We start from the raw sequence: 12,731 nt of genomic DNA, 5'->3' as shown, positions 1-12,731 counted from the left end.
GGGTTATTTACTGCTGCAAAGCAAAGAAGGCGATCGGCTGGTGGTAAAAAGCCAGCTGGAGCCAGTCAATTGTTTGATATTAAGAAAAAACTTCGCATCGGGTTCTAAATAGAAGAGCGGGAATGTTCTCTTTAATAATGGGAGATCCGTTGGGCTTCCAGTTGAATCCGTCACTGACTTTGAAATGAGAAAATAATCATTTCCCTTACGCTGAAAATCAAAAAATACATTCTGGCTTACTTGTTCAACCAGAGTATTGTTCGATATAACCTCACCCCGTAGCATCACCGCCCCGGTATCACCATTAAAAACATATTGCATCGTAACATTTGCAACATTGTCTTTACGATGAAGGGTTAATTCCCCAGCACAGCTAAAATGCGTATTCTTCCAATACAGATATACCTTAACCGTCGCGATACAGGATGCGATGATCAGCAAGCCTACTAATAACCATGCAGTATTATTTTTCAAACGCATTTCCATTATCCGTTATAACATAATGTGTGACACAGTGATTCTTTCGCCAGGCACTAAATGGACGTTCACAGGCCACAGCAGAAAAACGGGCAAAATTGTTATAAGCTGTTAAATAGACATAATGAAAATCTTCACAATTCAATTTAAAATCACGCGCAAATAAGCGATGTTTTTTATAGTCAGTGGTATCGGAATTCACAAAATAACTGCAGTTACTTTGAGTTATTAGCGGTTTAAATTCTGTGAAGCGGTTATCCATGCTGCCTTGCCAGGCCAAAGACGTGCCACCTAAACAGAGCACTAGCACCATTGTACCTAAACCAAATCGTCCCTTACTGAGCGAAGAAGACAAACGGCGCGCAATCTTACGCGGCGGTGTTGGCTCAGGCGTAGAAGGTTGTGATCGCTCCGTAGCAATGGTTTCAACTTCTTCACTGCGGGTTATTTTCAAGGTATTTTCAAGTTTGACCCCGACCTTTGGGACGGTGACGATATAGTCCTCATTAAGGCCAAACTCTTTAAATGCCCGGCGCAAAAGGGAAATATTTTGATAGAAGGTATTATTGGTTACCTGGGCTCCATTACTCACCCAGACTTCATGGAAAAAGTGTTCCCGAAGCACCACCTCCCCTTGATAATTAACCAACAATGCCAGGCATCTACTCGCAGGTATACTCAGTGATAAGGGTGGTCGGTCGCTATTAATAGCGATAATCCTGTGTTTTTCAGGTAGAAAGGCAGCCACGCCATTCAAGATAATTTGTTTATTCACGCTGTTCCTTACGTATTCAGATCTGGGGGTGTAAAGGCTTATTAGATCTGTTTATTTAATCGACAAAGCATAACCCCACTGATTTCCCTCATCGTTTATTATGACAAATTTAACTACACCGTCCTGTAAATCTACCTTATTAAACGTAAAGAGCGGCTGCTGCGAAAATGGACTTAAGGTCATTCCCGAAGCAGAATACCCGGCTATTTCCACCTCAGCCAAAGAGATATTCCAGGGCGTAGGGTTGGATACTGTCACTCCCTCACCCGAGCGCGTAAAACGTAATTGATTTCCCGCATCTTCAGTCAGTTTCCCCACTCCAGCTGGACGCCAAAACACTTTCAGCTGCGTACGAAATGCCAGCAGGATTTTTTCATTTTGTACCGCTGGCTGATTAGGCGGAATCTCATAAATATTCAGCCAAAACAATGACTCACGGTCATCTGGCAAACCTTTAGCGCTGGTTAGCAGCCTGACAGAACGCTGCTCAAGCGGCGCCAGACGAAAAATGGGTGGCAGTACGACAAACGGCGATTCGGCAGTTTGCGGAATGCCGTGAGGGTCGCCATCGTCAATCCATGCCTGCACCATCACCGGATAATCAGCACTGTTAGCAAGCGTAATAGATTGGGTCGCCGCTCCCTTGTCAAAGACCACCCGCGTGGCACTCAGGTTGACCACCGCTTGGGCGGGCAAGGCTAAACATAGCCAAAAAAACAGCAATCTACTGAAGACGCATAAGGATTTGGGCATGAGCCTGATACCTCCCTGCTTCCACTTGATCACTTGAGAAACGTTCAAGACGCGCTTCAAATGTTTCGTGGTAGCTATCAACACCACTCTGGGTTGCAGTTTTCACCTGCGCGCCCCCCAGCACAGGCACCCAACCCGCGCTTGCGCCTGTTCCAGCGACGTCGGTGGTCAAGAAGTTCATCGGGAAACCATTGCGCAATATCCTGACGCCAACACCCCGTGCATGACCCGGTGCGCCGTAAGCATCATCAAGTAAGTGAGTCACCGCATTCCCGCTAATCAGGCCATATTTTTGCGCTGCCAGGACATTCGCCTCCGGAGCCAGAAACCCGAGTGCGACGTTCTGCTTGTTGGTGACAACCCCTGAAACCACATTGGATTCGCAAGCAAACTCCAGCGAGAAAGGTGCACTGACGCTGCGCCCAGCTCTGATATCCGTGGCACTGACTCTTGGTAATTGCACAAAAGGTGTGAAATGGGTCACCTGGCAAATCGCCCCTCGCCGCACGGTAATCCCATTATTGTAAAGGCTAATGACCGATGGCCATTCGTGATACCAGCCAGCCCAGTTACCGCCACGATGCGCCTGGCCCACTTTGATGCCGTTCGAATCAAGTCCTGGCCCGCGAAACACAACATAAGCATTAGGGTTTACCCCAGCAAAAGTGTAAGTCGCAGCCGAGCTAATAAAATATCGCGTATCCGCTGTTTTGATCAGCTCCACACGAATCGGCGAAAAGTTTTTGGCTTTAATTAAAAAGTTGCCGTCTTTATCCGTATCAAGGTTAGTCATGGCGATCTGCTGCCAGATATCCGTGAATACCTGTCCGGTCGCTTCCAGCGTAATGCGCATCGCCACATTTCTGGCAAGCGTCAGATAAGCCCCCGGCACATCTTGCGCTTCATACCAACCGGCATAGGCGTCATCCCCATTGGTGGAAAACGCCTGGTAAAGCTGGCCTGCGGTATCGGGCGTACAGCGGAAAAACACCAGTTCAGGGTCCCACCCGCCTTTGTGCGCATATTGGGTAAAAGGAATGCCCCCAGTTGCCGCCAGCACCGTGCCAGGCGGTTGGAAAATATTATTGCTGCTGACATCAATCGATTTACTCACGCCGGTCAGCTGCCCGTTCTTGGCATCGGCCCCACTGTGACCCCACCAGGAATCAGCTTTGCCATCACTGGCCGAACTCAGGCGGTGTGAACCGAATTGACTATTCGCGCCGGTATACGGGTAAATAATGTATTCACATGCCGCCTGTGCCGTAGCGCTTAACATCATCAGAATGACGATCGCGAGTTTTGTCCTGGTTTTCACTTAATGGTTTCCTTACGCATCCGAACACTGAGCTGTAAGCGCGATCATCGCCCGCTGAGGTTGGTCATCTGTTAGCTGATATTGAAAAGCGCATCTTTCATCAGGGCCCTCGCCCCAACGCACCGTCAACTGTCCTTTCGTTGTCGGTAAACGGGCATACACCTGGTTTGCCTGCCCCACCATCCCGACAACCTGATTGTGTTCATCAAAGACTTCTGCTCCTGCAGGGAGCGAGCCACGGCGTGTAGTGACATCAATCAGTGCCGCGGCTCCCTTTATCGTTGAGAACGATAATTTCACTGCGGCTCCGGCATACGGTGCAACGCGTTGTTGGTTATCCTCAAGCTCAATGTCGGCCGCCATATTACGGGTGTCTAACTGAACATGATTAAAACGATAGGGAGTTAGCGATGGCACAAGCGCGAAGCCTTGAGCGTTGATGGCTGCGCCCTGGCCATTACTGACGCGCGCCCCTTCGGCGCCCTTCGCTTCCACCAGCGCAAAGGTGTCGCCTAGCCATGGTCCAAGCGTAACGCCTCCGCGATGCACAACTGCGGCACCCCGCATTCCACCTGACCATTGCTTATAGTTTTCTGCCTGCGAATAGCTGCCGTTGAGGGTGCCAAAGGAAGTCATTTTTTGCAGCGAGGCGCTCCAGTTCTTTTGTGCCGCCTCGCCCGATGCGTTCTGGTAACCCGCAGAAACGGCATAACTTGCGCTATCGTCTTCAGTGATGGAGCCTGCCAGCGATGCCTGATAACTGGTGCCACTGCTTTTACTATGGCTAGTTGAAAGCGAGAGATAATCTTCACGCTCACCAAACTTCAGCGGCACGGAGAATGTCAGCGTGACAATATTTTCCGTCTGACCGTGTCTGGCATTCTGCGCTGGCTGCCCATCTGCCCGTCGTGTGGTATCACGCCAGAATGTTTGCTGGCGGCTCGCGGCCAGGTTGTAACTAATTTGTCGCCACTGATTGGCATAACCAAACTGGAGCTGTGTATTGCGTCCCCGCTCGCCGTAGTAATCGCTCACCGAGCCGGAAAGCCATATCGAGCCATAGTCACCCAATTGCTGGTTAACGGTGGCGGTAAACTGGTTGCGCTGCGAAAGCGTATCCGAACGCCAGGTATCACTGTTTTTAGCCGCATTTCGTTCACCCAGCACATCACTGAAATCACGATATCCGGCAGTGGAATAGCGGTAGCCCGCCAGTGCCACGTTGGTACCGGTTGCGTTAAACGAACGGCTCCAGGAAAGCTGTGAACGCCAGCCCGTTTGTTTGCCATCCGGGAGTTGAGCGGACGACGCCGTCACATCCGCACCAATCGCCCCAAGCTCTGAAGCCCAGACGCCACCCAGTACCGTGGAGGCGTACTCTTTCCCCAGACGAACGCCACCGTTAGCCGTCAGGCTATTGGCGATACCGCGTTCAAGGGTGAAATCACCGAACCAGTTGTCATCCGTATCATAATCACGCGCACGGCCAATAACCGCGTTATAGCGCCAGACCCCCGGGCGCAATGAAAGCGGCAGCGCAGAAAACGGCACAGTGAACTGGCTGCGGCTACCCTCGGCTTCAATCACATCAACCTGTAAATCGCCCTGCCAGGCGGTGCTGGCAAGGTCGTTAATCAAAAACGGCCCTTGCGCCACGTTGGTTTGGTACAACGTGCGCCCGTTCTGGCTGACGACCACACGCGCGGCGCTTGCTGCCGTGCCGCGAATTTCTGGTGCGTATCCTTGTCGGGATTGAGGCCACATCCGTTGGTCGGTTTCCAGTTTGACGCCAGTAAACGCCATGCTGCTAAACAGGTTGCCACCACTGTAACTTTGCCCTGCACTGAGTGTGCTTTGCAGCGCTGCAACCGGGCGTTGTAGCCAGGTTTGTAAGTTATCCCACTGGTAGCGTTTCTTATCCCCATAACGGCTATAGCTTGCTGAGGATTGCTGGCGCAGTTGCCATAAACCAAAGTTAATGCCCGCTGTGAGCCCCAACCAGCCGTATTCGCTCTGGCTTCCACCTGCATCACTGTAATAAAAGTTACTGTTGTAGTTGGTAAACAACAGGCTTTCCCCCGCCTGCCATTGCTCGGGGGCGACGTAATCATGCGGCACCTGCACCATTTCAGCCTGGGGGATGGCAATATCCAGCCGTAATAGCGCGTTATCAAATACATAACTTGCCCCTGCGACGCGTTTCGCAGGGCTTAAACAGCTTTCGCTGCCGGGCGTGTTTAATGCCAGCACACCATTTTGTTCATAAAAAACCAACGGCAAACAAGGCGTAACATCCTCACCTTCACCACGAAACATCACTCCTTCACGGGCGATAAACCGCCCGTTTAGCCAGATATCCACCAGATATTGCCCCGGAGCCACTGAAGCCTCGCTGTTGAAGCGAGCAAGCCCCTGCCCGTAATCGCTCCCCAACAATAAGGCTTCATCGAAGGTGTAGTTTTCGGCCTGCGAGACGAACGGCAACGCCCATCCACCCAGCAAGCAAAGGCTCAGCCAGTGATGTTTTTCCATAATTTTGCTTCCCTGCAAAGCCTCTAATGCTTCAGTGGAAGTGTTCCGCTCAGATAAGCGCCCTGATCGTTAATCCATGTCATCTGCACGCTGTCACCCGAAGGTGTGCCAGCTAAGGGCCATGATTTTGTCGCACCGGGGGCAATCATCTCGCCACTCAACGTCACGGATCTATTGGCAACCGTCACCACCACATGGGCAATCGATGCGAAATAGCCGCTGTTGTTGGTGAGGCTCAGTTGGCGGCCTGAAACCGAAGCGGTTGTCGTTTTGTTCATCGTGTCCGGCGAGCCCTGTAATCCAGCGGGACGCCAGAACACTTTCATACGACTGCGCAGCATCACGATCATCTGATTGGATGCTTCACTCCCTTTAGCCACCGGCGGGATTTGCAAGGTATTGAGCCAGAACACCGACTCTTTATCCTTTGGCAAATCCGCGCCGGTAAACTGCAGGCGCAGGGTTTGGCCGCTGTGCGCGGCCATGCGAAACATGGGAGGGGTCAGAATAAAAGGTGCGCGCGCGGTTTGCGGTGTTGACTGCTCATCGCCGCTGTCCAGCCAGGCCTGCATGACATTTGGAAAGTCATCCCGGTTGGTTAACTGCACGCTGACTTGTTTTGCCTCCGCTGGATACACCACACGGTTGCCCGTCATCACAACACTTGCCTGGCTGCTTAAACAGGTACCGACGAGTGCAAACGTAAGCAAACTTCTCCCTAAACTCATGTTTCATCCCCTACGCCGTGCACTATTAAAGATAAGAAATCGCGTACTGCACTGCGGCGACAACATCACCCGCGGTAGCATTACCAGTTGGCGAGAAGTAGCGCACTGCGTAGTCGTGTTCACCGGACTGTTCTCCTGCCGGAATAGATATCCCTGCAACAGCCATTGGGTTACTTAGGTCGATAACCGTGCTGCCCGATGCATCGGTTAGCAATTGCAGCTCAACGTTAGTAGCCGAACCGCTGGTTGCAAGGTTTCCGCTACTGGTAACGTTAGTGCCGATAAATAAGGTTTTAATCTCTAATGTGGCGCTGTCTACGCTGCATCCACTGACGCCCATAGTGAACGTGGTCAGCCCTGCCGAAGAAGCAGCGTCCTTAAGTTCACTTTTAGAGATGGTTGGCAACAGTACGACAGGGTGAGCATCTGAACCGTTAACGGTCACCGAGCAGGTTTGTTCAGTGATCTCGCCTTTAAAGGTAATGGTGTTTGTTGATTCCGCGAAAGCCGCGCCACTGAATAAAGCTGCCGTGCCGAATACTACAGGTAATAAAGCTTTCATCTTGTTATCCTTGTTGTGTTGCTTCGTCCTTATCGTGCAATGCGGAATCCCAGAGCAAATAAGCCTGTTACTGATAAATAAACAGATAAGGTTGAGCAGTTGAGAATGAGATATATAACCCTAAGCAGAAACATTGCAGAAGGTATGGTCATGTTATTGCTTCTTAGGAAAATTCCTAGATTTGTTTTCTGAATAATCTTTGTCGTCTTTCTTATATAAGAAAAACATCTTATATAAGAATAGTTTATTTCATATTATTCAGATGGTTATGAAAAATTAAGAGTGATGAGCGCGGAAGTTGAAAGGAGCAGAATTATTAATCTTAACCATATAAAAATGCGCCAGGGTTTGCCTGACGCACGGTATTTCTAAAAGCAATCATTAATTAAAACTGAGCTACCTGACTTGCCATTTCACGGCTATATTGCCGACTGGCATTCACCAGCATTTGGGTATAAGGATTTTGCGCCGCACCGCTAATTAAATTATCGGTACTGAGTGACTCAAGAATTTTCCCGTGTTGCATTACACCGACGCGATGGCATAAATGCGCAATCACGCCTAAATCGTGCGTCACCATTAAATAGGTGAGTTTCGATTCTTGCTGTAAATCCGAAAGTAAATTGAGAATTTCTGCCTGCACCGAAACATCCAATGCTGAAGTAGGCTCATCTAGCAGCAGTACTTCCGGTTCAAGTATCAGCGCACGTGCAATCGCCACACGCTGGCGCTGCCCGCCAGAAAGCTGATGCGGATAACGGCTGCGAAACGCCCGGTTCAGGCCGACTTTATCGAGCATCATGTTGATGCGGCGGTCGCGGTCGGTGAAACCATGTATTTGCAGCGGTTCTTCCAGAATGTCGCCAATGGTATGGCGCGGATGGAGCGAACCGTAGGGATCCTGAAATACCATTTGCACCATGCGGCACCGTTCGCGGCTGATTTTGTGCTCGAGTTCCGTCCCATCAATTACCAGTTTTCCCTGCCAGTGGGTAAACAACCCCGCCAGGCATTTCAGTACGGTCGTTTTCCCGGAACCCGACTCCCCCACCAGGCCAAAAATCTCGCCGTGCCCAACGTTAAAATTCACATCGAACAGCACCTGGTTGGTTTTCGCCCCTTCGCCAAAGGTTAAATTGAGCTGGCTGACTTCAATCATGGATGACATTCGTTGCTCCTTATTGGGTTAGCCAACTGGCCTGGCGCTGAAGTACCGGCAGATGCGCACGCCGTTTGTCCATATCCGGCAAGGCGCTGATAAGCCCCTGCGTGTACGGATGCTGCGCATTATCCAAATCTTTTGCGGCAATGGATTCCACTACCCGCCCGGCGTACATCACCAGCACGCGGTCGCAGAAACTGCGCACCAGGTTAATGTCGTGGCTGATGAAAATCAGCCCCAGGCCACGCGACTGCACTAAATCATCCAGCAACGCCAGCACCTGTAAACGCACAGACACATCGAGCGCGGAAGTCGGTTCGTCGGCAATCACCATTTCCGGGTCGGTAATCAACATCATGGCAATCATGATGCGCTGCCCCTGGCCGCCAGAAACTTCGTGCGGATAGAGGTTATAGACGCGTTCAGGCTGACGAATGCGCACCACTTCGAGCATTTCCAGCACCTTTTGCTTCGCTTCTTTATGCCCGACGCGATGGTGCGTCAGCCACGCTTCCGCAATTTGATCCCCGACGCACATCACAGGGTTTAGCGAGTATTTCGGGTCCTGCATAATCATAGAAATACGTTTGCCACGCACATTACGCATTTGTGCGTCAGTGGCATTGAGCAGATCAACATCGCCGAATTGCATACGATCGGCGGTGATCTGCGCTTTTTTAGGGTGAAGCTGCAACAGCGCACGCCCGACGGTGGATTTCCCGGAGCCGGACTCGCCAACGATGGCCAGTTTCTCGCGCCCGAGCTGGAATGAAACGCCACGCACCGCGTGGGTTTGCTGGCGACCGTTCACAAACGTCACGTTCAGGTCGCGTACATCAAGCAGTTGCGGCGAATTATTCGCTGCGAGGATCGAGGATGTCACGTAGGCCGTCTCCCAAGAAGTTGAATGCCAGACTGTTGATTAAAATCGCCAGCCCCGGAATCGTTACTACCCACCAGCACTCCATCATGTAAGTGCGCCCGCTGGAGATCATTGCGCCCCACTCTGGCTCTGGAGGCTGTGCGCCAAGACCCAGAAAGCCAAGCCCGGCAGCCGTCAGAATAATGCCCGCCATATTCATGGTGATACGGATGATGACCGACGGCATGCACAGCGGCACAATGTGACGCCACAGCACACGAACCGGCGAAGCCCCTTGCAAACGCACCGCAGAGATAAAATCGGCCTGCCGTAACGAGAGGGTTTCCGCACGCGCCAGGCGGGCAATCGGCGGCCACGCAGTGAGCGTAATCGCGATAACCACATGCTCAAGGCCGGGGCCGAGTGCGGCCACAAACGCCAGCGCCAGCACCAGGCTTGGGAACGAGATGAAGATATCGGTAATGCGCATCAGCACCATATCGACTTTGCCGCCAAAATATCCGGCGGTCACACCGAGCAGTAAACCCAGCGGGCCAACGGTGACTGACACCAGCAGCACGATGTAGAGCGTAATGCGCGAGCCATAAACCAGGCGGCTGAAGATATCGCGGCCAAATTCGTCGGTGCCAAACCAGTGCGTGGCGTTGGGTGCCGTCAGCGCGCGATTCAAATCTTGTACCAGCGGGTTATACGGCGCTATCCATGGCGCGAAAATCGCCACCATCAGCAGTAAGAAGACAATCCCCCCGCCAATGGCGGTCAGCGGGTTACGCGCCATTTTGCCGATAAACCCAACCGCGCGAAGACCCGCACGTTTAACGCGCAGTGAGCGCTCGTCCGCAGCCGTCAGTTGTGGTGTTCCAAAGGAAACCGTCATGATTTTGTCCTCGGATCAAAGAGTTGGTAGAGCATGTCGGACAGCAGATTGAGCAACACGAAGATCACCCCGACCACCAGCACGCAGCCCATCACCGCATTCATATCGCCGAGCAGCAAACTGCCCGTTAAATAAGAACCAAAACCCGGCCACGAGAACACGGTTTCAATTAACACCGCACCTTCGAGCAGCGAGCCGTACGCCAGCGCCACCACGGTTAACAGTTGCACCAGAATGTTTCGGAACGCGTGGTTCCAGATAACCTGGCGTTCGGTCAGTCCTTTTACCCTTGCGGTAATAATGAATTCCTGCGACAGCTGCGCCAGCATAAAGCTACGCGTCATTCGGCTGATGTAGGCCATTGAGTGAAAACCGAGCAGTGACGCTGGCAGAATCAGGTGATTGAGCGCGTTGAAAAACACCGCGCTGTTTCCAGCCAGTAGCGCATCCACCAGCAGCAAACCGCTGCGGCGCGGCACAACGCCATCCAGCGCTAAATCAATGCGCCCTGCGCCACCCACCCAACCCAGCCAGGCGTAAAACAGCAGCAATCCCATCATCCCGACCCAGAAGATCGGCGTCGAATAACCGGCGAGGCTAATAATACGCACCGCGTAATCCACCACGCTGTTGCGACGCGCCGCCGCCCAAACGCCTAGTGGAATACCAAGGCCCGCACCGACGATAATCGCCACCGTCGCCAGTTCCAGCGTCGCCGGGAACACGCGCAGAATGTCATCCACCACCGGTTTCCCGGTCAGCAGCGCGTTGCCTAAATCGCCATGCAGCAGGCCGCCGAGGTAAATCCAGAACTGCGTTGCCAAAGATTGATCAAAGCCGAGTTGGTGATAAACCTGCTGATAGGTGCTTTGGTCGGCATCCGGGCCGACAATCGCCAGCACCGGGTCGATAGGCATCACGCGGCCAATGAAAAAGGTCAGCAACAGCAGCCCAAACAAGGTGATCAACACCTGAGTTAAGCGCTTTGAAAAACGCCGGGCGCGGCCGCCCGGTGCCAGCAAAATCATGCTCATCCTTTGTTCTCCCCATTCTCAACTGGCGTTTTATAAACATCGCGCAGGAAAGTGGTGGCCGACGGGTGTGGTTGGTAGTTCTGCACTTCGTTGCGCACCACCACCGAGTCCACCATTTGCGAAAGCGGCAGCAACGCCGGGATCAGCTCGTCATAACGCGTCTGAATGGCCTGATATTCCTCGAGCTGTTTTGCCGGGTCGCGTTCGACCAGCGCCTGGTCGATTTGCTGATTAATTTGTTTGTCGTAGAAGCTGGTGCGCCAGCCCTGGAAGTTAGTCAAACGCGCCGCGTCGCTGTTATCCGGGTTATAGACCAGCGATCGCAGGCTGGAATGGGGATGCGGTTCTACGCCACTGCCGCCGCGCCCAACCAACATGTCGAACTTACGCTCACGCATCGCGCCGTAAATCTGGTTGCCGGTTCCGGTGACAATTTTGGCGTTGATCCCCGCCTGCATCAGCGTGGACTGCACCGCAATGGCGATGTTCAGGAACGGCTGATCCGCCAGCACGCGCAAGGTGGTGTCGAATCCATCCGGATAACCCGCTTCGGCCAGCAGTTTTTTCGCACGGGGAATATCCAGCGCGTAACCAGGATTGGGCAAGGTGGCAGGCATTCCAGACTGGATTGGGCGCTGGTGCAGCACGCCATAACCCGGCATCAGCGCTTTGTTGATGCCTTGATAATCAATCAGATAGCGCACCGCTTCGCGCACTTTCGGGTTGGCGAAATGCGGCTCTTTCATGCTCATGGCGACGTAATAAATGGTGCCTTTTTTTACTGCATCGACCGTCAATTCCGGGTCTTTACGCAGGGCGTTAACGTCCGAAACCGCCATGTTGCTGGCAATATCCAGGTCGCCTTTGGCAATCATCAGGCGCAGGGTTTGCGATTCCTGGAAGTGGCGGAACACCACGCGTGCCAGTTTCGGTTCGCCGCGCCAGTAATCCGGGTTGCGCTTCATGCGCAGCACGTCTTTCGCCTGCCACACTTCGAGGCTGAACGGGCCGGAACCGGCTTCATTGGTCGTTAGCCAGCGATTGCCCCAGTCGTCGTTTTGCACATGCTGCTCGACCGTTTTGCTGTCCAGTACCACCACGCTACCGAGGGCGGCCAGCGAGTAAATCACCAGTTGCGGGTCGTTGGCTTTCGGCAGCGTGATTTCCACCGTTGAAGCATCCAGGGCTTTCACATGTTCATCGACGTTCTTTTTGCTAAAACCGTAGGATTTCCACACTGATGCCTGCGCCAAATTGAGGTGCAAAACACGGCGCATCGACCACACCACGTCGTCTGCGGTGAGTACGTTGCCAGAGTGGAATTTCACGCCATCGCGCAGGTGAAAGGTCAGGCGATTGCCGTCATCTGAGATATCCCAGGAGGTTGCCAGTGCCGGGCGCACGTTAGTAAGTTTTGCCGGATCTAATTCCACCAGCGAGTCATAGAGATTGACCACCAGCCCCACCACTTCATTGCCGGTCATCGCGGCCGGATCAAGCGTGAGCAGGTTATTCATATTCATGCCGATAATCAGCTGGTCAGGGGGTGTTTTGGCCACCACCGAACTGCTGCCGAACATGAACAGGAGCGTGAGCAGCCACGCCCCCAGCCGGGAGCTTCGATTCATGA

The 12,731-nt window shown here is 52.8% G+C and carries 12 protein-coding genes; all 12 read right to left on the bottom strand.

Going from position 1 to position 12,731, the window contains the following annotated elements:
• Positions 1-3: 3 nt before the first annotated feature.
• A complete protein-coding gene (locus M2371_RS02170; protein WP_172893693.1) occupies positions 4-474 on the bottom strand; it encodes a hypothetical protein in 471 nt (156 codons plus the stop codon).
• Positions 464-1,252, bottom strand: coding sequence for a winged helix-turn-helix domain-containing protein (locus M2371_RS02165; RefSeq protein ID WP_172893692.1), 789 nt, complete (start codon positions 1,250-1,252; stop codon positions 464-466). The genes M2371_RS02170 and M2371_RS02165 overlap by 11 nt, the downstream gene beginning before the upstream one ends.
• Positions 1,253-1,303: 51 nt before the next feature.
• Complete coding sequence (locus M2371_RS02160) at positions 1,304-2,005, bottom strand: molecular chaperone (RefSeq protein ID WP_259266758.1); 702 nt, start codon at positions 2,003-2,005, stop codon at positions 1,304-1,306.
• Entirely contained in the window at positions 1,977-3,323 is a 1,347-nt protein-coding gene (locus M2371_RS02155) for a fimbrial protein (RefSeq protein WP_259266757.1), read from the bottom strand. The genes M2371_RS02160 and M2371_RS02155 overlap by 29 nt, the downstream gene beginning before the upstream one ends.
• Positions 3,324-3,335: 12 nt before the next feature.
• Positions 3,336-5,855: a fimbria/pilus outer membrane usher protein gene (locus tag M2371_RS02150; RefSeq protein ID WP_259266756.1), complete on the bottom strand. Its 2,520-nt coding sequence runs from the start codon at positions 5,853-5,855 to the stop codon at positions 3,336-3,338.
• Positions 5,856-5,878: 23 nt separating this feature from the next.
• Positions 5,879-6,583, bottom strand: a complete 705-nt coding sequence (locus M2371_RS02145; RefSeq protein WP_259266755.1) for a molecular chaperone — start codon at positions 6,581-6,583, stop codon at positions 5,879-5,881.
• A gap of 25 nt (positions 6,584-6,608) precedes the next feature.
• On the bottom strand, positions 6,609-7,145 hold the full coding sequence (locus M2371_RS02140) for a fimbrial protein (protein ID WP_259266754.1): 537 nt from the start codon (positions 7,143-7,145) through the stop codon (positions 6,609-6,611).
• A gap of 385 nt (positions 7,146-7,530) precedes the next feature.
• Positions 7,531-8,304: an ABC transporter ATP-binding protein gene (locus M2371_RS02135; protein ID WP_034496816.1), complete on the bottom strand. Its 774-nt coding sequence runs from the start codon at positions 8,302-8,304 to the stop codon at positions 7,531-7,533.
• Positions 8,305-8,323: 19 nt separating this feature from the next.
• A complete protein-coding gene (locus M2371_RS02130; protein WP_115627856.1) occupies positions 8,324-9,190 on the bottom strand; it encodes an ABC transporter ATP-binding protein in 867 nt (288 codons plus the stop codon).
• On the bottom strand, positions 9,162-10,067 hold the full coding sequence (locus M2371_RS02125) for an ABC transporter permease (protein ID WP_034496802.1): 906 nt from the start codon (positions 10,065-10,067) through the stop codon (positions 9,162-9,164). Before M2371_RS02125 ends, M2371_RS02130 begins: the two co-directional genes overlap by 29 nt.
• Positions 10,064-11,101: an ABC transporter permease gene (locus M2371_RS02120; RefSeq protein ID WP_259266753.1), complete on the bottom strand. Its 1,038-nt coding sequence runs from the start codon at positions 11,099-11,101 to the stop codon at positions 10,064-10,066. The genes M2371_RS02125 and M2371_RS02120 overlap by 4 nt, the downstream gene beginning before the upstream one ends.
• On the bottom strand, positions 11,098-12,729 hold the full coding sequence (locus M2371_RS02115) for an ABC transporter substrate-binding protein (protein WP_259266752.1): 1,632 nt from the start codon (positions 12,727-12,729) through the stop codon (positions 11,098-11,100). Before M2371_RS02115 ends, M2371_RS02120 begins: the two co-directional genes overlap by 4 nt.
• Between the last annotated feature and the right edge of the window lie 2 nt (positions 12,730-12,731).

The organism is Buttiauxella sp. BIGb0471, from assembly GCF_024807715.1.
GTDB classification, from domain to species: domain Bacteria; phylum Pseudomonadota; class Gammaproteobacteria; order Enterobacterales; family Enterobacteriaceae; genus Buttiauxella; species Buttiauxella agrestis.
This window is presented reverse-complemented; position numbering and strand designations above follow the sequence as displayed.

Excerpts from the sequence above, each read along its gene's own strand:
- M2371_RS02160 (WP_259266758.1), bottom strand. The coding sequence starts at position 2,005 with ATGCCCAAATCCTTATGCGTCTTCAGTAGATTGCTGTTTTTTTGGCTA.
- M2371_RS02150 (WP_259266756.1), bottom strand. The coding sequence starts at position 5,855 with ATGGAAAAACATCACTGGCTGAGCCTTTGCTTGCTGGGTGGATGGGCG.
- M2371_RS02145 (WP_259266755.1), bottom strand. The coding sequence starts at position 6,583 with ATGAGTTTAGGGAGAAGTTTGCTTACGTTTGCACTCGTCGGTACCTGT.
- M2371_RS02140 (WP_259266754.1), bottom strand. The coding sequence starts at position 7,145 with ATGAAAGCTTTATTACCTGTAGTATTCGGCACGGCAGCTTTATTCAGT.
- M2371_RS02135 (WP_034496816.1), bottom strand. The coding sequence starts at position 8,304 with ATGATTGAAGTCAGCCAGCTCAATTTAACCTTTGGCGAAGGGGCGAAA.
- M2371_RS02125 (WP_034496802.1), bottom strand. The coding sequence starts at position 10,067 with ATGACGGTTTCCTTTGGAACACCACAACTGACGGCTGCGGACGAGCGC.
- M2371_RS02120 (WP_259266753.1), bottom strand. The coding sequence starts at position 11,101 with ATGAGCATGATTTTGCTGGCACCGGGCGGCCGCGCCCGGCGTTTTTCA.
- M2371_RS02115 (WP_259266752.1), bottom strand. The coding sequence starts at position 12,729 with ATGAATCGAAGCTCCCGGCTGGGGGCGTGGCTGCTCACGCTCCTGTTC.